We start from the raw sequence: 21,424 nt of genomic DNA, 5'->3' as shown, positions 1-21,424 counted from the left end.
CAACGCGCGCACGGACGAGTACGGGGACCTGATCGCCATGGGCGTGATCGACCCGACGAAGGTGACGCGCACGGCGCTGGAGAACGCCGCCTCGGTGGCCGGTCTGCTCCTGACCACGGAGACGATCATCGCCGACAACCCTGAGAAAGAAGGCGCGGCCATGCCCGGCGGCGCCCCGGGTATGGGTGGTATGGGCGGCATGGACTTCTAAGCCAGACTTGCCGCAAACGCTTCGGAAAAGGCGGAGTCGCTCTGAGCGGCTCCGCTTTTTTCGTTGCTCCCGGGCAATCTTCGGCGTTCGCTTCCTTATTATGGGACATTCCAGGGCAACCTTCTCCCCTGGCGCTCCAAAACGGGAGGGTGCATCCATGAACCTGCCATCGGAATCGATCATGCCTGATCCCGGAGAGACCACCGGCACGCTTCTCACCAGAGACGGACTTACCCTCTTCACACGGACGTGGCTACCCCCCACGGAACCGCGCGCGGTGGTGGCGCTCGTGCACGGGTATGCCGAGCATTCCGGACGATATGCTTCGTTGGCGGCGGCGCTCGTCGCGAAGGGCCATGCGGTGCTCGGATATGATCACCGAGGCTTCGGGCGGTCGGAGGGACGACGGGCCTTCATCAACCATTTCGACGACCTCCTCGATGACCTCGACTGCTTCCTCGACGAGGTGCGGAAGGCCCATCCCGACGCGCCGCTCTACCTTTTCGGACACAGCATGGGCGGGGCCGTGGCAGCGCTCTTCGCCCTCGAACGCTCCCCCGAGCGCCACCGCCTTGCCGGTCTGATCCTGAGCAGCCCCGCGTTTCAGACGAACGAAGCCCCCCTCCTCCAGAAAATTGCTTCCGTCCTCGGACGCCTCTTCCCCGGCCTGCCCACCATCCCCCTCGACCTCGACACCCTCTCCCGCGATCCCGCCGTCGTCGAAGATATCCGAAACGACCCGCTCTTTTACCACGGACGCATCCTCGCCCGCACCGGGGCCGAGATGGTCCGCGCGATGGAACGCATCCGGGCGCAGGCGTCGCGTTTCCACCACCCGTTCCTCCTCTTCCACGGCCTCGCCGACCGGCTCACCGATCCCGAGGGCAGCCGCCGGTTTTACCACGAAGCCGCCTCCGAGGACAAGACGCTCCACCTGTACGAAGGGCTCTACCACATCACGTTTTGCGAACCCGAGAGGGACCGAGTGCGGGCCGACGTCCTGGCGTGGCTCGATGCACGAACGTGAGCGTCGCCGCTCAGGCTAATTCAGTTCGAAGACGATCTGAACGGAGGCTTTCACCTCGATCTCACCCGAGGCGTACGCCTCCGGCGTCGGAGCGGCATCGGCTTTGGCGAGAGCCCTTTCCCCGCGCACCTGAATGACCGGTCGCGGCACACTGACGCCCTGCTCACTGATGCGAAGCGCCATCCCCAGTTCAGCGCCGAGCGTCTCCGCCATCAGCGCCGCCTTCTCCCGCGCATTCAGCACCGCCCGCCGGAGCGCTTCGTTGCGGGCCGTGGTGCGGTCTTTCAGGTCGTACGTGATCCCGTTCAGGCGATTCGCCCCTTTTTGCACGACGCGGGCGATCAACTCCGGCAGGCGGTCGAGGTCCTCGAGTTCGACCACCACTTCGCGGACGGCCTCGAAGCCTTTCTCCACCGTGCGCCGCAGGTCGGGATTGTATTCACGATGCGGCTGGAGCCGAAGGGTTTCGAGCTTCATCTTCCGATCGTCCACACCGAGGTCGCGGACGGCATTCATCGTTTCGGCGGAAGCTTCGGCATTGCGGCTGCGCGCCTTTTCCGGGCTTTCGTCCACCGTCACGATGCCGAAACGGACCATCGCCATGTCCGGCTGGAGGTTCAGCGTGCCCTCGCCGCTGACGTGGATGGTGCGGGTGCTCTCGGAGATCGATTGTGCCATGGCGGGAAAGATGACCAGTGCGCTCAACAGGACCGTCGTCAATAACCGGCGACGGAGTCGGCGCATACCGGCGCGATTCGTGGGAAACATAGCGGATATCCTCTTCTCTATTGGGAAAAATTATCGCTTCGTCGTTCCATGCAATCGGCATTCCACGGATGTCGCTCGGTCCCGTCCCCGGGCCCGCCATGCTCAAGGATAAAGACGATCGATGAGCCGGGGAAACGGGATGGCTTCGCGGAGATGGGGAAGGCCGCAGATCCACGTGATGGTGCGTTCGAGGCCGAGACCGAAACCGCTGTGGGGCACCGAGCCGTACCGCCGGAGATCGAAATACCATTTAAAGGCTTCTGGCGGGAGGTTGTGCTCCGCCACCTGTTTTTCGAGGAACGCCAGATCCGTGGCCCGCTCGCCGCCGCCGATGATCTCGCCGTAGCCCTCGGGCGCGAGGACGTCCATGCCCAGGGCAAGGCGCTCGTCTTCGGGGTCGCGCTTCATGTAAAACGCCTTGACGGCGGCGGGATAGCGGTGCACGATGATCGGCCGGTCGAAGTGCCACGTGAGGACCGTCTCGTCGCTTCCTCCGAAATCGCCGCCCCACTCGAAGGTGCGGGCGGATTCTTTCCATTTCGGCAGATTGCGAAGCGCCTCCTCGATCTCCGCCATCCGCTTCCGGATCTCGATCTCCCGCGCATCGAGGCGGCGTTTCTCGCTTTTTTTGGCCTGCCCGTACCGCTTTTTGTTCTCCGCCAGTTCCGTTTCGAGCGCCCGTTCCTCTTCGCGGAGGGCCTCCATACGGGACGTGAGCATCTCCGCCGTTTCATCACTGCGGAGAAGCGCCACCGCCTCGTCATACGACAGGCGCGGGAACGGCGGGCGCACCCGTTCGAGCGGCGCGAGATCCCGCCCGAGCACTTCCAGTTCCGTCCGGCTCTCCCGGAGCACGTCCGCTACGATGCGCGAGAGCAGATCCTCGGCCAGCTCCATATTCATGTCGAGATCGTAAAACGCCATCTCCGGCTCGATCATCCAGAACTCGGTCAGGTGCCGACGGGTCTTCGACTTCTCGGCGCGGAACGTGGGGCCGAACGTGTAGATTTTGCCGAACGCCATCGCCATCGCCTCGCCGTGAAGCTGCCCGCTCTGCGTCAGGTACGCCTTGTCCCCGAAATAGTCGATCTCGAAGAGCGTAGAGGTGCCTTCGACGGCGTTGCCGGTGAGGATGGGGGCGTCCATTTGAACGAAGCCCTGCTCCTGAAAGAAATTGTGGATCGACATGATGATCCGGTTCCGAATGCGGAGAATGGCCCATTGACGGCGGCTGCGGAGCCAGAGGTGCCGGTGGTTCATGAGAAACTCGACGCCGTGCTCCTTGGGCGTGATGGGGTACTCCTCGGCCCTGTGAAGCAGTTGCACGGACGACGCCTGCACCTCGTAGCCGCCCACCTGCCGTTCGTCGCGCCGTACGACGCCGGTGACCACGAGCGCGCTTTCCCGCGTCGCAGCTTCCGCCGCTTCCCACGACGCCTCATCCACCGCATCTTTCGCCACGACGCACTGCGCCAGCCCCGTCCCATCACGCAGAATGAGGAAATACAGCCCCTTCGAGCCGCGCTTGTTGTAGAGCCACCCCTTCAGCGTAACCGTTTCGCCTTCGTGTTTGCTCAGGTCTTCTATGTACGTATGATCGAGCTTCATGCCGGAGAATTGCCTGGTGGAGTGGATCAGAGGAAGCGGGAAAATCCGAAATCCCCCCGGAGGAAACAAACACACGCGACGTCCCTCCGATCCCATCCGCGTGAAGAATGAAGAAAAGCGCCCCTTCCCCGGTGAAACGGACGGGGCGATCCCTCCCCCGGACCGCCGCGTGTTCGAACGAAGGAAAGCCCGGTCCCTTGCGAGACCGGGCTTCTCCACCCAGAACCAATCAACACTGAGCTGTGCCCCACTGACATCGAGCCGCGATGCGAACCATAACATCGGAACCCTTTCGATCAGTGGCTATCGGTTAGATACCATCTTTCCGGCGCAATTTCTATCGGGGAATCTACGCTTGTGCGTGTGAGCGAAGACCCCACACCCGCTCCCTTTCCCCTTCCTCTCCGGATTTCCGTTTTCTTAAGGAGCCTGCAAACTTACCGAAACCGGGAGACATGGGATCCGGCGAATTCCTGAAGGTCCCCCATCATTCCACACCATATTTCAGGAGAACACACATGAAACGTTTCCGCATCAACCTGACCACCGGGTTGCTGTGTTTGACGGCGACGTTCTTTTTCGGATGCGACTCCGTTCCAGACACCATCGTCTCTTTCGAGACGCAAGAACCGGTACATGAACCCCAGCTCGACGCTTTTTTCTTCGGCAAACGAGACGCCGGGAAAAGCCGCGCGACGTCGATGGTGGACAATTACGGCTCCGCGTGGACGCTGACGGCCGCCAACGCCGAAGGCGAGCATTGCGTGCAACGCGAAGCCTCGCTCGCCGGCAGTTCGGACGCCTTTCCCACGGCATCGGCCTCGGGATACGTATGCAAAGAGGAGCGGACCGTCTACCTGGAGACGATCAACGAAGCGCCGGACGACTGCCGAAGCCATTCGGATGCCTTCGTCTATGAGGGCGAGAACACCGGTTATCTGACGTTTGCCGGTGTCTGGACGAGCTATTGCGGGGAGACGGCCATCGCCTCCGGAGCCTGGGACGGCGTCTTCGACGCACCGAAGGCCGAGCGTCCGGCGCTGCGCCCCGACGGCGTCCGCCCCACCATGGGCCGCACCGCCCTCGGTCTCACCCGCTGACCAACCGCTCCGCGCGCGCTCCATCTCTCGAACCGTCACATTTTTCTGTGTTTCGGCTTCAGAATCGCGCACCGGGTCCGATATCAGAACCAGGAAAAGGCCTGTTCTCCAGGCTCACCCCAAAGACGGAGAACGACCACGACGTACAGGGTTTTGTATCTACCACGAAGAGAGGTACCCAGATGAGTCCGATTTCAAGCTCGGTTCCGCAGATGATGCCGCCCGAAGTGGCCACGCAACGAGCAGATCGCTTTTCAGAGAAAGTGGATGCGCGCCGCGAGCAGTTCGCCGGGAAGGTTGACCAGCGACGCGCCAAGATCGAGCGTCACGCCGCAACGGCTGATCCGGCCAAAGTCGAGGACCGCCTCGAACGTCTCGAGACCAAGAGCAGCGAACGCACGGAGCGCTTCGAGGAAAAGGCAGAGAAACACCGGAATCACGCGGGCAGTCGCATTGACGTGTTCGCGTGATCACTCGAAAAAACTGAAACGATAGCGGCTATCACCGGACCCGCACCGGGGGCATCCCGAGCCTGTCATAATCATTCATGCTCCCGGTGTGGATCTGCAGCCGTCCCCGACAAATGATCCGTGGAGGGGAAAATCGGCGTTTCGCCGTATCGGTCGGGCTCTTTTCCGATCGCCCGTTCACATACTTCTCGTTCTTCTTCATCGGCTACGCACTTCAGCTGAGAGACTTTTCCTAAAGAACGCGAAAACTCCTGATTTTGACTTCGGGACAGCCGTGGTCACCGGTTTTTCACAAATGAACGCCTTCCGGGCGGAGATCGGTCTGCGAGATCGGGCCACGACTCCCCCGAGCCTGGAAGACTTCGGCTTAAGCGGCGGCGTGGGGAGTAGAAAATCCCCGGAGGCTCTTCGAACGTCACACCCGCAGCTTGAGATAGGAAAGATGCTCCGGGGTGAAGGGACGGTAGGTCAGGTCGAAGTCGCGATACAGGGCAGTGGGATCGCCGGTGTTGCCTTCGATGAGCATTTCGAACTGGTCCGGCGTGATGGGCAACAGACCGAGCCGGCCGACGGTGTGTATGACGGGCCGCACGAGCCAGATCGGCTGAGGGAGCTTGGGTTTCGGTGAGAGCCCGAGCGCGCGCGCGATGACGTCGAGGATTTCGGCGTACGTGTACACCACTTTGCCCACGGCCACATAGGTTTGCCCCGCCGCCTCCCGACGCGTGAGCGCCTGCACGAACGCCGAGGCGACCTCCTCGACCGAGATCGGCTGCATCGGAATCTTTCCGTCGCCGAAGACGGGCAGGATGGGAAAGGGCTTCACGAGCGTCCGCGCCAGGCGCGTGGCGAAATCCTCGGCGCCGTCCGGCCCGGGGTCGCCGAAGACGAGCGAGGGGCGGAAGACGACGGCATGCGGAAACGCTGCCTTCCCGAGGTACTGCTCCGCTTTCCACTTCGTCGTCTGATAGGCCGAGACGCCGTCTTCCCGCGCGCCGTTGGCGCTCATGAGGACGAACCGCTCGATGCCCGACGCTTTCGCCTCGTCGATGACGTGCGCCGCACCCTCCCAATGGATCCGCTCGAACGTGACGCCCCTGGCGGGCTGCTCCTCGATGATGCCCACGAGGTGCAGCACGGCGTCGCACCCGCGCATCGTGCCGGCGAGCGACTTCGGGCGGGTGACGTCTCCCTTCACACGTTCCACCTTCTCCCGATCCTCGACGGCAAGTCGCGCATCGGCGTTCCGTACGAGACATCGCGCCGTGTGCCCGGCCTCGATCAACGCGCGCAAAACGTAGGATCCAACGAATCCCGTTCCCCCGGTGAGATATACGTGCATGAGCTTCGAAACGTCTTTATGCGCCGGGCGCCGCCCCCGAGGGTGGTGCGCCGGTCATGATACCGTCGGGGTTATTTCCGTGCCGGAGAAGCGGTGCGTCAGGTCGGTGACCCCGAACGAGGTGCCGACGGCGAGCGCGGCCGCGAGCATCGGTGCGTCGGGGGGGACGGTGCGCGTGCGGTTGGCCACATCGGCGATGGGCACACTCGTGATCTGATTGTGCCGGAGCGCGACCATGCGCCCGAACGCCCCGGAAGCGACCATCGCGGCGGCATACGTCCCGAACACCGTTGCGAGATTGCGGTCGTAGGCCGAGGGCGTGCCGCCGCGTTGCACGTGCCCGAGGATGGTCGTGCGCACCTCACTCTTGACCCGCTCGCTCAACTGCATCTCGAGGATGCGTCCGACGCCGCCGAGCCGGATCGGGTCCGGACTCTCTTCGACGATGTCGCGCACGACGAGTTCGCCGCCCCTGGGCTTGGCTCCTTCGGCGATGACGATGATCGTGAAGCTGCGTCCGTAGCTCTCCCGCTCCCGGATGACCCGCACCACCTCATCGATCTCATAGTCGAACTCCGGGATGAGGATCACGTCCGCTCCGCCGGCCACGCCCGCATACAACGCGATCCAGCCGGCATAGCGCCCCATCGTCTCCACGATCATCACCCGCTGATGGCTCTGCGCCGTCGTGTGCAGCCGGTCGAGGGCCTCGACGACGATGGACACGGCCGTGTCGAAGCCGAAGGTGCGGTCGGTAGCCATGAGATCGTTGTCGATGGTTTTCGGCACGCCGACGATGTTGAGGCCCATCTCCTGAAGCCGGTGCGAGATGGACATGGTCCCGTCTCCCCCGATGGCCACGAGCGCATCGAGGCCGAGGGTATGCGTATACTTCAGGACCTGCGCCGAGACGTCGGCCCCTCCGCGTTTGTAGAAATTGAACGGGTTGGCTTTGTTGTGGGTGCCGAGGATGGTGCCGCCGCGCGTGAGAATCCCGCTGACGTCGCTATACGTGAGCGTGCGGACCCGGCGTTCGATCAGCCCGAGAAAACCGTCCTCGAAACCGAGCACTTCGGCGTTGTGCTCCAGGATGAGGCTTTTCGTCACGGCACGAATGACCGCATTCAGTCCGGGACAGTCGCCGCCGCCCGTCAAGACGCCCACACGTAATAACTTCGACATTGGAAAAACGGATGGATCCGGGATAAACGAGCCGCGCGGGATGTGCCTTCTTCCGAAGACACCACAAAGGCCCAACATGCTGTGTATGATAGACTTGACCCATGCAGGATCAGCCTCCCATTCAGTATACCGCTTTCGCCGCAGACAAGCGCGATGCTCGACGTCAAATTATCTTTTCCACCGTTTTTTCGGGATCTCTTCCACCGAACCGACGACATGTCCCCGTCGCATAAAGACCCGCCGCATGAGGCGCGGTCCTCTCCAGTCCCGGCTACCCCTTGATTTTTCTGATCTTAATCGTTTTACCCGACGCCTGAGCGACCGATATCGAGAGAAAGTCCTTCCCATTCTTTCTCGAGGTCTCCATGCGCAATCCGATCGATCAGGCCATTCGCAATATGACCTTCGGTGCGGGGATCGTGAGCCTGCTCGTCCTGACGGTGTTCACCCTCCTGTGATGCACACCTTCCCGGCGCCACTCCTCTCGTCGAATCGCCTCCGTCAGATCCACGGCCGCGGGGCGTGCGCCCGGCTTCCGAAGCGGTCTGCGGCGAGCCCGAAGAAGCGCCCGCCGCGACCAACGCCGACGCCGCCCCTCGGATGCCCCGCCTCGGACAATCCTCTACCCGCCGACGTATCGTATCCCGCCGCGAAGCCGGGGAAGGCCGCCGCAAACACCCCGAAGCCGGTCTTCAACCAGGCGCGCCGAAGCCCTTCCGCACACACAGGCCTCAGGCTCGGATCGCATAGACGGAGACGGCGTCGACGGCCGTGCGTTCGTGGGTCGTCCCTGCCGCCTCGACGTGAGCGCTCACGTCGAGAACCGTCACGGGAGACGGAAACGTGAGACGGACCTGCTTCGGCGAGACGGATACGTCGCCGCGCCGAAAGCTGTCGGCCGGCTGCCAGACGAGGAGATAAAAGACGCCGTCCCGCTTTTGCAGAAGGAGCGTGCGCACGTCGTCCGGCGCATCGAGCTCGCACACGAGGCGACCGGGTTCGAACGCCGGACCGCGATCCGAGAGGAGCACGATCAATTCATGCAACGCATAGAAGGCCGGCTTCGGCGTGAGGTCGCCGCGGATGAGACCGAACTTGTTCCGTTTCGCGCCCTCGCCCGCGTCGTCCATGAGTTCGAAGAGGTACGTCCGCTCGACGCCGCGAAGAAAATACTCGGCGAACAGGCGCGGGATGTATTTCGCGGCGGCTGCCTCGGAGACGTGCGGCTGTTTGCCGGGGACGGAGCGGGTCAGATAGCCCGTCTCGGTGGCCCACAGCGGCTTCCCGTCGAAGAGGCGCTTCATCTGTTCCACCACCCGGCCGATGTTCGACTCGGGGGGACGACCGCCGGGGTACGAGTGCGTATTGCTCTTGTCGAGGTACGGGGTCAGGTCGGGGGCGTCGCGCCATGCCTTTCCCTTGGCCATCGAGGGCCCGACCACGACCGTCTCGGCCTGCTCGTACAGGGCCTTCTGGTATTTCAGAAGGTTTTCTCCCCAGTTTTTGTCGGCCCGGAGGAGGTGGTCGTACTCGTTCGGCCCCTCCACGGCGACGAACACGTCCGGGTGCGCGTGCACGGTGGCGAGAAGGCCGGGAATGCCGCCGGGATCGAGAAGGCGGGGCCGCCCGCGTCGCCGACTGTCGACGAGGGCGAGGATGCGGATGCCGAACGCATGATAGAGATCGAGCATCTTCGAGACCTTGTCGCGTTGCCTCGGCCCGTAGGCCACGTCTCGGACGTGCCGAACGCCGAGCGATTCGAGGTGGCGACGGACCTCCGCGTAGGCGCGGACATACGGCCGGGAGCCGTAGCCGAATTTGGTGTTGATGCCGATGCTCTCGACGAAGGCATCGGCGGAGCGGGCTTGAAGGGTTCTCATGAGGCTTTTCGGAGGAAGGGAGGAATGCCCGGTCGGCCTCTCATACCGCGACGTCAGATTTCGGTTGCGGGGAGGCTGTCACGGCCCTGTGCGAAAAGCATGACATCGGTCCATATGCGCCGCTCCCGGTCTTTGCTTCGGGTAAGGAGAACCGTTACCTTCTCCCCGATCTTCACCCACCGTCGTGCCCCATGCTCCCGCCCTCGCGCGTGCCCAACGGCGTCTATGCCGCCGCCCTGACCCCGCTCCGGGCCGACCTGAGGGTCGACCACGCCGCACTCGCCGCCCACTGCCGCAGGCTCCTCGCACACGGCTGCGACGGCGTGGCGGTGCTCGGCACCACCGGCGAGGCCAACTCGTTTTCGGTGGACGAACGTCTCGAACTCGTGGACCGGCTCGTGACGGCGGGCCTTCCCGCATCTCGTCTGCTCGTCGGAACGGGGGCCTGCGCCCTGCCGGACGCCGTCCGCCTGACCCGGCACGCCGTCGAACACGGGGCGGCGGGGGCGCTCGTGCTTCCCCCCTTCTATTACAAAAATGTGCGCGACGAGGGCCTCTTCGAAGCCTTCGCCCGCCTCATCGAGGGCGTGGGCGACGACCGGTTGCGCCTCGTCCTCTACCATTTCCCCCGCATGAGCGGCGTCCCCGTCACCCGCCCCGTCCTCGAACGCCTCCTCGACGCCTATCCGGACGTCGTGGTTGGCATGAAGGACTCCGGCGGCGACTTCGCGCATATGCGCGGACTATGCGAGGCTTTTCCCGGCTTTCAGGTCTTCACGGGGACGGAACGCTTCCTCCTCGACCTCCTGCGCGCGGGCGGCGCGGGCTGCATCACGGCGACGGCGAACGTGACGGCTCCCCTCGCGGCGGAAATCTTCGCGGCTCCGGAGGCTCCGGAAGCCCGCGCGCGGCAGGCCCGGCTCTCCGCGATACGGGGCGCGCTCGAACCCTTTCCGTTCGCCCCGGCCCTCAAACGCCTCATGGCCGACCGGACGAACGCTCCGGACTGGCTTCACCTTCGCCCGCCGCTCTCGGCGCTTCGCCCCGGGGAGGTCGAAGCCCTTCGCGATGCCGTTCGCGCGCAACCCCTTCCCCCGATCCCCTGAAACCCACCCGTCCGGCCGGATGTACTCGAAGAGGAAAACAGGGCCGTGATCCCATGACGGGACGCTTTCAACCACCGACCACCCGCGCGACGGGAACGCGCGAGGTCGTCAGACCAGCAGAGGACCGGGCGACCCGGTGGGTAAGCAACGCACGGTTCTCGACCGGGCATCGCTTCTTCCCTTGAACGACCCTTGCCCTTGAGCCCTCTTTTGCCCTTATATTGCCTCCATGATCCGAGCTAATTGATTTCCCGCCATGGCTCCACCGCCCCGACCCGCCATGTCCTCCCCTTCCGAAGAGAAGACCTTCGCCGCACCTTTCCTCACCGAGGAGACGTTCCGGTGGCTGGTGACGCACATCGAGAACTGTGCGATCTTCATGCTCACGGCCGACGGAAGCATCGCCACCTGGAACGCCGGTGCGGCCCGCCTCTTCGGCTATGCGGAGGAGGAGATGGTGGGCCAACCCTTCTCCCGGTGCTTTCCGGCGTCAGACGTCGAGGCCGGCGAACCCGAACGCATCCTTCAGCAGACGAGGACCGACGGCCCGCGCGCCTTCGTCTCCCGCCTTCTCCGAAACGACGGCGCAAGCTTTTGGGGCGCCCTCGACCTCTCGCCTCTCCGGAGCGAAGCCGGTGACATGCTTGGCTTTGCCGTCGTCCTGCGAGACATCACCGACGAACGAGCCATGACCGAGGAGAGCCTCCACACCCAGGCTCGTCTGCGCTCGCTTCTGAACACCGTCCCCGGATACATCCTCAGCCTGAAGCCCGACGGGACCATCACGTACATCAACCGGACGTACCCGGGGTTCTCCCCCGAAGCGTTCCTCGGACGAAACGTGATAAACTGGGTTCCGGAGGAAGACCGCAAAGCCTTCCGTGCGGCGCTCCGCCGGGTGGTTGCCACGGGCAAGACGGTGGAACTGGAGACGCGCGGCCCGGGCCCGAACCGGCAGACCGCCGTCTTCCTGACGCGCATCGGGCCCGTCCTTCGCGACGACGTGGTGGAGTCGCTCACGATGGTCGCCACGGACATCACCCGGCACAAGGAAGCCCAGGCGGCGCTTCAGGCGCGTGAGGCCTACCTCCGCGCGGTGGTCGACACGGCCGTGGAAGGCATCATCTCCATCGACGAGCAGGGCATCATCCAATCCTTCAACCGCGCCGCCGAACGCATCTTCGGATATTCGGCGGAAGAAGTCACGGGCATGAACGTCCAGGTGCTCATGCCCTCGCCTCATCGGGAAAAACACGACGATTACATTCGAAACTACCTCACGACGGGGCGGAGAAAGATTATCGGGATCGGGCGCGAAGTGATGGGGCTCCGAAAGGACGGCTCGCTCCTGCCCCTCGACCTCTCCGTGAGCGAGTTCCGATACGCCAACCAGCGCATGTTTGCCGGGATCGTGCGGGACATCTCGGAGCGAAAGGAACTGGAGCGCTACCTGGCCGAAGCCGCGAGCGCCGAACAACAGCGGATCGCGCAGGACCTCCACGACGGTCTCGGCGGGCAGATGGGCGGCATCGCCATCCTCGCCAGTTTCCTCCACCGCCAGCTCAGCGCCGCCGGATCGCCCCAGGCGAAACTCGCCGCCGAACTCGTCGAGCACATTCAACAGGCCGGGCAACAGTTGCGGGACGTAGCCCACGGACTGCTCCCCGTGGAGGTATCCGCCAATGGGCTCATGCTCGCGCTCGAACGGCTGGCCGAGCACACCAACCACACCGACCGCCTCACGTGCACCTTCACGTGCGACGGACACGTAGATCTGTTCGACAACACCGTCGCCACGCACCTCTATCGCATCGCACAGGAAGCCGTCCACAACGCGATCCGGCACGGCAAGGCGCGCCACATCGACATCGCCCTGACCCACGACGGCCCGAACGTCACGCTCACCATCACCGACGACGGCGTAGGCATCCCCGACGATGCCATCAAGCGCGGCGGCATGGGCCTGCGCACCATCCGATACCGGGCCGGCGTCATCGGAGCGCGCCTCGAGATCTACCGGAACGGAGACCACGGAACGACCGTCACCTGCAGCCTCTCCTCCGACTGAACGCACGAGGCGGAGACGCGCGGGCGCGCCACCTTCGGGATCACCGTGCGCCCTGCGCACAGGTTTTCCGTACGGATTTCACCCACGTTGCGAAGCGGCCTCTCGGGGCTTTTGCTTTTGTCTCGATGCGTGTTTATTAAGGGTATCTGAGCCGAGCGCTGCGTCAAAGCCCGTTCGGCGCATTCCTTCCGGAGAACCGTCATGCGTCTGCTCCTCCCCTTCCTCCTGCTTCTGGGAACGGTCGCCCTCACGCGTCCGGTCGCCCGGTCGCCGGATGCCGGTCAGGCGGGCGCGCCGGTGGTGTGGCTCCGCCTCCCCGACGAAGCCATCACGCCCGTGACGGCCCGCTACATTGCGCGTGGGCTGCGGGAGGCGCGTGACCTGCGCGCGGCCGCGCTCGTGCTCGAACTCGACACGCCGGGCGGGCTCATGGAATCCACACGGGACATCGTGATGGCGATGCTCGACAGCCCCGTCCCCGTCGTGGTGTACGTCGCGCCGTCGGGGGCGCGGGCAGCCTCGGCGGGCGTGTTCATCACGATGGCGAGCCACGTGGCGGCGATGGCCCCGGCCACCCACATCGGCGCGGCGCATCCCGTCTCCATCGGCGGCGCGCCTTTCGGTCCGCCCGCCTCGCCGGACTCTTCGCAGGCGCCGGGGGTGATGGAGCAGAAGATCCTCAACGACGCCGTGGCCTGGGCGCGCTCGCTGGCCGAACTGCGGGGCCGGAACGCCGAATGGGCCGCTCGCGCCGTCACCGAGAGCGTCTCGATCACCGCCCGCGAGGCCCTCGCCGAGGGCGTCATCGATCTCGTCGCAGCCTCTCCGGACGAGTTGCTCGCCGCCCTTGACGGACGCGAGGTGGAGACGGTCGTGGGGCGAAGCCGCCTCGAAACGGCGGGCGCGGAGATCCTTCTCCTCGACATGTGGTGGGGCGAACGCCTCCTCGGCATCCTGTCCAATCCGAACGTAGCGTTCCTCCTGCTCATGTTCGGCTTCTACGGGATCCTCTTCGAGTTCTATTCGCCCGGGTGGGGCATCGCCGGGACGCTCGGCGTCGTCTGCCTCGTGCTCTCGTTCTTCGGCCTGGCCGTGCTCCCGATCAACTATGCCGGGCTCGCGCTGATCGGGCTGGCGCTCGGAATGTTCGTCGCGGAAGCCTTTTTCACGAGCTACGGAGCGCTCACGCTCGGCGGGGTGGTGTGCCTCGTGCTCGGCGGCGTCATGCTCGTGGACACGCCCGTGCCCGTGATGCGCGTCTCCTTTTCGGTGCTCCTTCCCGTGGCCGCGGCGACGGCTCTGGTCACGTTCTTCCTCATGACCCGCATCTTCAAGGCCCAGCGCAGCCGCGTCCGGACCGGAGCCGAAGCCCTCCTCCATGAAGAAGCCGTAGCCGTGGAGGCGTTCCGGCCCGAGGGAGCGCGCTATCGCGGGATGGTCCGCATACACGGGGAACTCTGGCAGGCCGAGGCCGCCGTCCCCGTCGCGGCGGGCGCGCGCCTCCGCGCCACCGGTCGCGAGGGCCTCCTCCTGACCGTCGCACCCACCGAAGACCGCCCATGACAGGACCTCGCTCCGATGGGAGCGCCCTCATTCACAAGACCCGAACGGACCGATGATTCTGCAATACGTAGGCATCACGCTGGGCGTCATCGCCCTGTACTTTCTCAGCTGCATCCGCATCCTCTTCGAATACGAGCGGGGCGTCGTTTTCCGGCTCGGACGGGTGCTCCCCGAGCCCAAAGGGCCGGGCATCATGATGATCTTCTGGCCCATCGACCGGATGGTGCGCGTCAGCCTGCGCGTGATCGTGCAGGACGTCCCCACACAGGACGTCATCACGCGCGACAACGTATCGGTGCAGGTGAACGCGGTCGTGTATTACCGCGTCGTCGATCCGATGAGAGCCATCCTGGAGGTCGAAGACTACAATTTTGCCACGAGCCAGCTTTCCCAGACGACGCTCCGGAGCATCGTCGGGCAGGTGGAGCTCGACGCGCTTTTGTCCGAACGTGACAAGATCAACCGGCGGCTTCAGGAGGTCATCGATCAGCAGACCGACCCGTGGGGCATCAAGGTGGGGCTGGTGGAAGTGAAGCACGTGGACCTGCCCGAGCACATGAAGCGGGCAATGGCCAAGCAGGCCGAGAGCGAGCGCGAACGACGCGCAAAAGTCATCCATGCGGAGGGCGAGTATCAGGCCGCCGCCCGCCTTCGCGACGCGGCCCTCACCATCGAAAAGCATCCGATGGCCATGCAGATGCGCTTTCTTCAGACGCTCGTCGAGGTCGGATCAGAGAATAACACGACGGTGGTCTTTCCCGTCCCGCTCGACCTCGTGATGCCGTTCCTCAACCCGGCGACCCCTTCCGGGGACGACGCCGAGGAATCTCCCGGCGAGGGCTAGGTCCCACACGCTCAGGCCGTCACCATCGCGAACTGAAGCTCGACGGGTTGGACCAGCCGCACATAGTCGGGGAACGCCATCTTGAGGAGTTCGGTATGCGTGCCGGCATTGAAGACGATCTCCTCATCCTCGGCGAGCGTCGCCGCCATGAACACATCCATCCCGTAGAGATTGCCGAACGGCGGCATTGCGCCCGGTTCACACTCGGGGAAAAGACCTTTGAACTCCTCCTCCGTCGCCAGTTCGAGGCGCTTCGCCCCGACGGCCCGCCGGAGCTGTTCGAGGTCGACCTTGCACGTGGCCGGCAACACCGCCATCGCCATCTTCCCGTCCACTTTGATCATGACCGTCTTGGCCATCTCTTTGCCCGGGATGTGCGCCGACGCCGCCACTTCCTGAGCCGTGAAAGCAGGCGAATGACTGATGGTGACGTACTTGATGCCGTTCTCGTCGAGGAAGGCTTTGAGTTTTTTGATGGGCATAGCGCTTACCTCCTTGTTTTTTTGGTTGATGAGCCGGGTTTTTTCTCATCAGGCCTCTTATCTGTCCCACACCACGCTCCCGTAAACGTTCCCTTTTTCAAGATAATCCTTCCCGCCCGCAAAGCCTGCGGTCGATCCCGGTGATTCCCTGTAGGGCAAAGCCCGTCGCGCGGAACGTCACGTCCCGGAGGCCGTCCCGACCGGGGGCCGGGAGCGTGGCTTACGGAGCAGACGGCGCGTGAAGAGTTCGGCGGGGCGAAGCGCGAAGTAGAGGGGAAAGAGCCCGGGCGGCAGGCGTACGCCCTCGAAGGTAGAGAAGCGCGGCACGACGGTATAGTCGAGGAGGGCTCGTCCTTTGCCGAGCAATCCCTGACGCACGCCCATGTGGAAGCGCACGTCGCGCCATCCCAGCGCCGTCGGATCCTCGTGGAAGAGGCGGAGGCGGGGGATGAGTCGTCGGAGCGTCGGAGCGTCGGCGTGGAGGGGCGCGTGAAACGCCTCCGGCAGCGGCGCGCCGAGCAGGTGGTGGGCCAGCGAAGCGCCGAGGAGCGTCATCCGCAGGCTGCCCTCCCGGCGCGCCCGTTCCAGTGCGTCGTCCCAGTCCATCTCCGCGTGCCGCTCCATGAAGGTCGCGAGGTCGCACAGCCAGGAGAGGCGTTTCCATGAGTCCTTCGCCCCGTGCATACACAGGTAGCGGAAGAGCTCCGGCCCCGCCATGATCGGGACCGTTTCGCCCGCCAGCGCCACGGTCTCGAGCCGCTCCCAGAATGCCGCTTCGTCGACGGGGATGAAACGGTCCCTGGGGCTCAGCCCCCAGTGCACTTCGAGCGTGACGCCGCTGCCGGGATGCACGAGCGTGAAGGTGTAGTCCCCGAAGAAGCGCATCAGCGCCTCCGTCTCGCGCGGGCTGACGTCGGCGGCGGGGCGCGCGAGGCGATAGCCCATCGCCATGACCGACTCGAGGGCGCGCGGATAGTCGGCGCGGGGCGTCAGGACGTCGAGGTCGCTGAACTGGCGCAGGGCCAGATTGCCGTAGAGCGTCTGCGCCAGCACCGGGCCTTTGAGCGGCAGCACACGCGCGCCGGCCTCGTGGAGCGCCCGGACGACTCGGACCAGTTCGGTGCTCAGGTGCAGGTTGAACCGCGCATTCGCCTCGAAGCGGCTCTTCAGGTCCTCGAGCACGGCGGAGGGCACGGCGGCTTCGGCTTCCTCGCGGAGGGTGGTATAGACGAGCGGCAACACCTTGTTCGCCCTCGCCAGCGCCACGGCCCGCGCCCAGTCGATCCCTTCCGCGAGCAACGCGTGGAGACGTCGCCGATCCTCAGGCGCGAGCCGCACCCGCGCGACCAGGCAAAGCAAACGCTCCTCCGGCGCAGCCGCAAGCCTTTCGATGATGTCCACGCCTTCGGTTTCCATGGCGCCCTTGCCCCGGCGAAAAGACGACCGCGCACGACGGTGAACACGGAGCGGCTTCCCCGCCGTCACGTCACTTCCCAGAGATAAATATGCGAGAGTTGGCCGGGCGCGGGCGAAACGACTTCAGCCTTGCGCGGGGGCCAGCTTTTGAAAAAGAAATCGTGCGAGACGATGCGGGCGCCCGGGCGGAGGTCCCGGCGGAGCTTTTTGAGGAGACGGGGAAAGGCGAAATCCTGGAGATAGATGGTCACGACGGTAGCCGGGGAGAGATCGGCCTCCATGACGTCGCTCTCGATGAAGGTGACGAGGTGGGAAACCCCCTCCTCCGCTGCTTTTTGGCGCGCTTCCGCCACCAGTTCGGGGTCGAAGTCGATCCCCACGCCGCGAGCGCCGAAGAGCTTTGCCGCGAGGATCACGATGCGCCCGTCGCCGCATCCGAGGTCATAGACCCGATCCTCGGGCCCGACCTCCGCCAGCCGGAGCATCTGCTCGGCCACGGCCATCGGCGTCGGTGCATACAACCCGATATTCTTCGCCTCGTCGCGAGAGCGCATCGCTTTCTTCCACGCCGCGCGCAGGTCTTTTCGGCCCTGTCTCCAGACGTAATCCGCTTTCGCCCCGAGGCCGGACTTCAGGCCGACGCGAAAACGGAACCGTTCCGGATAGGCGGGCGCATCGCCAAGCGCGGCGGCTTTGACCCGCTCTGCCGCGCGCTGCACCACGGGCCTGCGCACCTGTTCCAGGACCGGCTCCGGCAACGCCACCCCAAGGAGATCCTGTGCGAGGGCCAGTTGAAGCGTCACCTCGCGTTCGAGGCCGGTCTGCCGCGCCGTCTCCAGCGCCTCGGTCCACGAGAAACCGTCGGGATGACGCACGAGCGCGCCGATTTCGACCAGACGTCGCCAGTGCAACTGATGGTGCGCGATCTCCTCCCGGCAGAGGAACAGCAGCATGTCTTCCGGCGCGAGGGTCTGCACGCGACGGCTGCCGAGCGACACCGCCTTCCGACGCGCCCACATCTTCTCGAACAGCGCCGACGACGCCGGCCGTCCCACCGACAGCCCGGTATGCCAGATCACCTTGCTCCGCGTCACGCCGAACTTGTACAGCCGGATCAGGTCGGGATCGAAGACGTAGCCGAGCGGCGTCAGGCGTTCCTCCAGGCCGGGGATGTCCTCCGGGCGCACGAGATAGCGCAGGCGAATGAAGCGCGACTGCCGAAGCGCGAGGTTGCCATGAATGAGCGCGGCCTGCGGCTGCCCGCCGACCGGGATCACGCGCGCGCCCGCAGCAGCAAAGACCTCTTCCAGTTCGAGGAACTCCCGGCTTTGCGTGAGGCTGTACAGCCCGTTGACCTGCACCTGTCGCTTCAGCCGGGCCATCACCTCGGACGGAACGGCATCGGCGTAGCGGCTCAGCCCCTCATAAAGCGGGGGAAGCACCTTGTGCCGACGCGTCATCCACATCACGGCGGCCCATTCCGCTTCCGTCAACAGCGCGCGGAACGCGGCTTCATCGACCTCGCCCGACCCCCCATGCAAGAACGACCGAAGGCTCCCCCGGACGATCTCGTGGATGCGCGCGGGGCTTTCCTCGCTCGCGCGCCCACGCGCCCGCGTCTCCTTTTCCGTCATGACGACCGTTTTCATCTGACCCGTTCGCTCCTGAATACCATATGCACCCCGCGCCCTCATCGACAAAGGCAATCTATTGGAGACCTCTTCACCAAAGCAAGACAAGGCGTCCCCGGTTCCACCGAATACGCAGGTTCTCCACGCGCCACTTTCGCCCAAAGATGACGCCTTATTGTGGCAATTCTATGTTAGAACACCTCCGGCATTGCGATCATTGGCTTGAATCGCTATTTTGGAGAAAATGGCTTCACCGGGCGCTGAGGAGAAGTTTTCTTCGTTCCCGCTATTAATTTCGTTGAAAACCCTTTGAGCAAAGTGTATATTGCGCCGCGTGCGCGAAACACTTGCGTGCAAGATAGGAGCTCCCCTTTTCCATTAAACTACGCTTGATGATGAACCAAGAGCATACGCGTCCCGACATGAAACGGCGACAAGAAACTGCTGCGCGCGCTTGGCAGCCCCCGTCCTACAGCCGCCTTTCCGCCGCACACAACACCAACTTCGGCGCCGGCGGTCTGGTCAATGACGGCGCTACGATGAAATCCACTTCGGCGGCCTCTTAACGGCCCGTCAAAATGCTCGTCGGGCTTCAGTCTTCAGTCCGGCAGACCATTGGCGCCTGATCTCCATTGAACGGAGACCCTCATTCCGAGGAGACCGATGCTTCGGCGTCGGTCTCCTCGTGTTTTTTTTGGGTTCGGCCTGACGTCGCCAGAGGCCCGGACGTTCAGGAGCGGGCGGCGTCGAACCACTGGAGAAAGCGGGTGGCATAGAGGCCGTTCTGCAGCGTCACCATCGCACGCCTGACCGGTTCGCTCGCCATCGCTTCCGTTTCGGAAGGGCACCTCCGGACCACGCGGGCCGCTCCTTCCATTTTCTCCATATCGAGATAGGTCTGCGCTGCCGACGTGTCCCGCGCCGCCTCTACCGCGGTCGTCAGTTCTTCGCGCGCGTTCCAGAGTCTCCGAAAATGATCCGGGGAGAAGGGTTCTTTGGTGGTGCGCCACTGGATCTCCGGGGGCAAGATGCCCTCCATCGCGCGCCGGAGCAGATAGCGTTTCCAGCCTGCGTGCACTTTCACCTCATCCGGCGCCGCGAGGCAAAACTCGATCAGCCGCACATCCTGATAGGGGAACACCGTCTCCACACCCTTCTCCCGCGCCCAGAAGGCCGACGGCTGCCGGGAACGTTCGAGCATCCAGACCTGATTGGCCCGTATGCTCCGATGCGGGTACGAGATGAGGGCCAGAGACTGTTTCACGCGCTCCATCACCCCTGAGCGCGCGGCGAAATCCGGGCGTATCACCGACCGGTCCAGCCGGCCCATGAGTCCTCCCCCTTTCCGTTTCTGATATCGTGCCCGAAGCACCGGCGAGAGCAAAGGCGCGATCACTCTGGAGCGCCAGAGCCGCATAGCCGGGACGCCCTGTTTCTCGGCCATCGCGCGCACCTCGCGGGCCAGGCGCACCCATCGCCCCCGCAACGCGAGCGAAACGTGGAAGCCGTACCCGTGAAACGTCGGCCCGAATTCTCCGCCGCCGCCATCGAGCATCACGCGCGCTCCTCGCCCGGCGGCCGCGTGAAAGAGGGCGTCGTAGCGGTACGGGAAGTACGTCATGGAGAAGCTCCCCGTTTGCGCGAAGTACCGTTCGAGGCTTGCCCCGAAAAGCGGCCAATCCTCCGCCGTGACGTAGTCTACCTCCAGGTTTTCCTGATCCCGCACGAGGTCAATGTAATACCGCTCGTCTCTCTCCGGACCGGCGTACCCTTCCGGCAACACGGACGAGACGGCGAAGAGGGAACGTCCTTCGCGGCGAAGGGCTCGGGCCGCCATGCAGACGACGGCCGAGGAGTCGAGGCCGCCGCTGAGCATGCCGGCCACGGCGCCGGGCGTTTGCGTACGGCATCGGACGGCTTCGGCAAGCAGCTCGCGGAAAGCCTCGAAAACCTCGTCGATGGAGCGATAGGAGAGACGCCGTTCGGGGTCGGGTTGCCAGTACGTGCGGCAGGCGCTCCCGGAGGCGTCGACCACGAGCGAGCAGCCCGCCGGAAGCGCGCGCACCCCCTCGAAGCACGTGCGCTCGGGATCTTCTGCCTCCACACCACCGACGAGCACGTTGGAGAGACCGATCTCATCGATACGCGCCGGGACGCCGGGCAGATCGAGCAAGGCGCCGGCCTCGGTGGCAAAAGCGAAGAGCCGGGGATCGAGGTGGTAGTACAGAGGCCGCCGGCTCATCGGGTCCGTGGCGCAGAAAAACCGGCGTGCTCGCTCGTCCCAGAGGGCAAAGGCGAAGTCTCCCACGAGGTGGGCCGGGCAGTCGAGGCCCCACCGCTCGTAGGCAAGCCGGATCAACGCGCCGTCCGGGGTCGCCCCCCGTTCGGCGGGCGCGATCCCGAAAAGGCGGCACAGGTCGTCCCGGTTGTCGAGGCGGGCATCGGCGGTGAGGACCAGGCGCCGGGCGTCGTCCCGCGCGGGCATGGCCTCGCATCGGGCGGCCGGCAGTGCGCATAGTGCGAGGTGCCCCACCGCGACGTCCTCCCGATCCCAGCGTCCGCGCCCGTCGGGGCCATGGTGATCCATCCGGGCCATCAGCCGCTTCAGTGCGTCCGCGGCCTGCGGCGCTCCGTCCCGAAAATAAACCCCGGCAATGGCGCTCATCGTAACTTCATCCGGTTGTACACGCTCCTCCTCCCCCTCGGCATGAACAGGATCGTCCGGG

16 protein-coding genes and 1 pseudogene are annotated in these 21,424 nt (G+C 64.8%); 8 read left to right on the top strand and 9 right to left on the bottom strand.

Annotation, left to right across the window (positions count from 1 at the left end):
* Window positions 1–211 (top strand): annotated as a pseudogene (gene groEL / locus AC1HIY_RS18180) (chaperonin GroEL); the annotation flags it as partial.
* Window positions 212–392: 181 nt separating this feature from the next.
* Entirely contained in the window at window positions 393–1,238 is an 846-nt protein-coding gene (locus tag AC1HIY_RS18175; RefSeq protein ID WP_479578304.1) for a lysophospholipase, read from the top strand.
* A 15-nt stretch (window positions 1,239–1,253) separates the two neighbouring features.
* On the opposite strand, the gene AC1HIY_RS18170 is transcribed toward AC1HIY_RS18175, so the two are convergent.
* Together AC1HIY_RS18170 and AC1HIY_RS18165 are read right to left on the bottom strand one after the other, a co-directional pair.
* Entirely contained in the window at window positions 1,254–1,982 is a 729-nt protein-coding gene (locus tag AC1HIY_RS18170) for an SIMPL domain-containing protein (protein ID WP_479578302.1), read from the bottom strand.
* Between the two features lie 126 nt (window positions 1,983–2,108).
* Window positions 2,109–3,614: an asparagine--tRNA ligase gene (locus AC1HIY_RS18165; RefSeq protein WP_479578300.1), complete on the bottom strand. Its 1,506-nt coding sequence runs from the start codon at window positions 3,612–3,614 to the stop codon at window positions 2,109–2,111.
* A gap of 518 nt (window positions 3,615–4,132) precedes the next feature.
* Between AC1HIY_RS18165 and AC1HIY_RS18160 the strand changes: the two genes are divergently transcribed.
* Together AC1HIY_RS18160 and AC1HIY_RS18155 are read left to right on the top strand one after the other, a co-directional pair.
* On the top strand, window positions 4,133–4,714 hold the full coding sequence (locus AC1HIY_RS18160) for a hypothetical protein (RefSeq protein WP_479578297.1): 582 nt from the start codon (window positions 4,133–4,135) through the stop codon (window positions 4,712–4,714).
* Window positions 4,715–4,926: 212 nt separating this feature from the next.
* Entirely contained in the window at window positions 4,927–5,184 is a 258-nt protein-coding gene (locus AC1HIY_RS18155) for a hypothetical protein (protein ID WP_479578295.1), read from the top strand.
* A gap of 415 nt (window positions 5,185–5,599) precedes the next feature.
* Here AC1HIY_RS18155 and AC1HIY_RS18150 read toward each other — a convergent pair whose 3' ends face one another.
* The 3 genes from AC1HIY_RS18150 to AC1HIY_RS18140 all read right to left on the bottom strand — a co-directional run bounded on the left by AC1HIY_RS18150 (window position 5,600) and on the right by AC1HIY_RS18140 (window position 9,588).
* Window positions 5,600–6,526: an NAD-dependent epimerase/dehydratase family protein gene (locus tag AC1HIY_RS18150; RefSeq protein ID WP_479578294.1), complete on the bottom strand. Its 927-nt coding sequence runs from the start codon at window positions 6,524–6,526 to the stop codon at window positions 5,600–5,602.
* A gap of 54 nt (window positions 6,527–6,580) precedes the next feature.
* Window positions 6,581–7,708, bottom strand: a complete 1,128-nt coding sequence (locus AC1HIY_RS18145) for a 6-phosphofructokinase (RefSeq protein ID WP_479578293.1) — start codon at window positions 7,706–7,708, stop codon at window positions 6,581–6,583.
* Between the two features lie 731 nt (window positions 7,709–8,439).
* Window positions 8,440–9,588, bottom strand: a complete 1,149-nt coding sequence (locus tag AC1HIY_RS18140; protein ID WP_479578291.1) for a hypothetical protein — start codon at window positions 9,586–9,588, stop codon at window positions 8,440–8,442.
* A gap of 191 nt (window positions 9,589–9,779) precedes the next feature.
* Here AC1HIY_RS18140 and AC1HIY_RS18135 point away from each other — a divergent pair, with 191 nt between their 5' ends.
* The 4 genes from AC1HIY_RS18135 to AC1HIY_RS18120 all read left to right on the top strand — a co-directional run bounded on the left by AC1HIY_RS18135 (window position 9,780) and on the right by AC1HIY_RS18120 (window position 15,169).
* On the top strand, window positions 9,780–10,694 hold the full coding sequence (locus AC1HIY_RS18135) for a dihydrodipicolinate synthase family protein (protein WP_479578290.1): 915 nt from the start codon (window positions 9,780–9,782) through the stop codon (window positions 10,692–10,694).
* A 280-nt stretch (window positions 10,695–10,974) separates the two neighbouring features.
* A complete protein-coding gene (locus tag AC1HIY_RS18130; RefSeq protein WP_479578289.1) occupies window positions 10,975–12,762 on the top strand; it encodes a PAS domain-containing sensor histidine kinase in 1,788 nt (595 codons plus the stop codon).
* Window positions 12,763–12,963: 201 nt separating this feature from the next.
* The gene (locus AC1HIY_RS18125) at window positions 12,964–14,325 is read left to right on the top strand and encodes an NfeD family protein (RefSeq protein WP_479578288.1); all 1,362 of its coding nucleotides are present in this window, start codon (window positions 12,964–12,966) and stop codon (window positions 14,323–14,325) included.
* A gap of 52 nt (window positions 14,326–14,377) precedes the next feature.
* Entirely contained in the window at window positions 14,378–15,169 is a 792-nt protein-coding gene (locus tag AC1HIY_RS18120) for a slipin family protein (RefSeq protein ID WP_479578287.1), read from the top strand.
* 11 nt (window positions 15,170–15,180) lie between these two features.
* On the opposite strand, the gene AC1HIY_RS18115 is transcribed toward AC1HIY_RS18120, so the two are convergent.
* The 4 genes from AC1HIY_RS18115 to AC1HIY_RS18100 all read right to left on the bottom strand — a co-directional run bounded on the left by AC1HIY_RS18115 (window position 15,181) and on the right by AC1HIY_RS18100 (window position 21,363).
* Complete coding sequence (locus AC1HIY_RS18115) at window positions 15,181–15,651, bottom strand: aminoacyl-tRNA deacylase (protein ID WP_479578286.1); 471 nt, start codon at window positions 15,649–15,651, stop codon at window positions 15,181–15,183.
* 177 nt (window positions 15,652–15,828) lie between these two features.
* Entirely contained in the window at window positions 15,829–17,067 is a 1,239-nt protein-coding gene (locus AC1HIY_RS18110; RefSeq protein WP_479578284.1) for a nucleotidyltransferase domain-containing protein, read from the bottom strand.
* 65 nt (window positions 17,068–17,132) lie between these two features.
* A complete protein-coding gene (locus AC1HIY_RS18105) occupies window positions 17,133–18,716 on the bottom strand; it encodes a nucleotidyltransferase family protein (protein WP_479578281.1) in 1,584 nt (527 codons plus the stop codon).
* A 712-nt stretch (window positions 18,717–19,428) separates the two neighbouring features.
* A complete protein-coding gene (locus AC1HIY_RS18100) occupies window positions 19,429–21,363 on the bottom strand; it encodes an asparagine synthase-related protein (protein ID WP_479578279.1) in 1,935 nt (644 codons plus the stop codon).
* Window positions 21,364–21,424: the final 61 nt, after the last annotated feature.

It is taken from the genome of Rhodocaloribacter sp., assembly GCF_056451265.1.
This window is presented reverse-complemented; position numbering and strand designations above follow the sequence as displayed.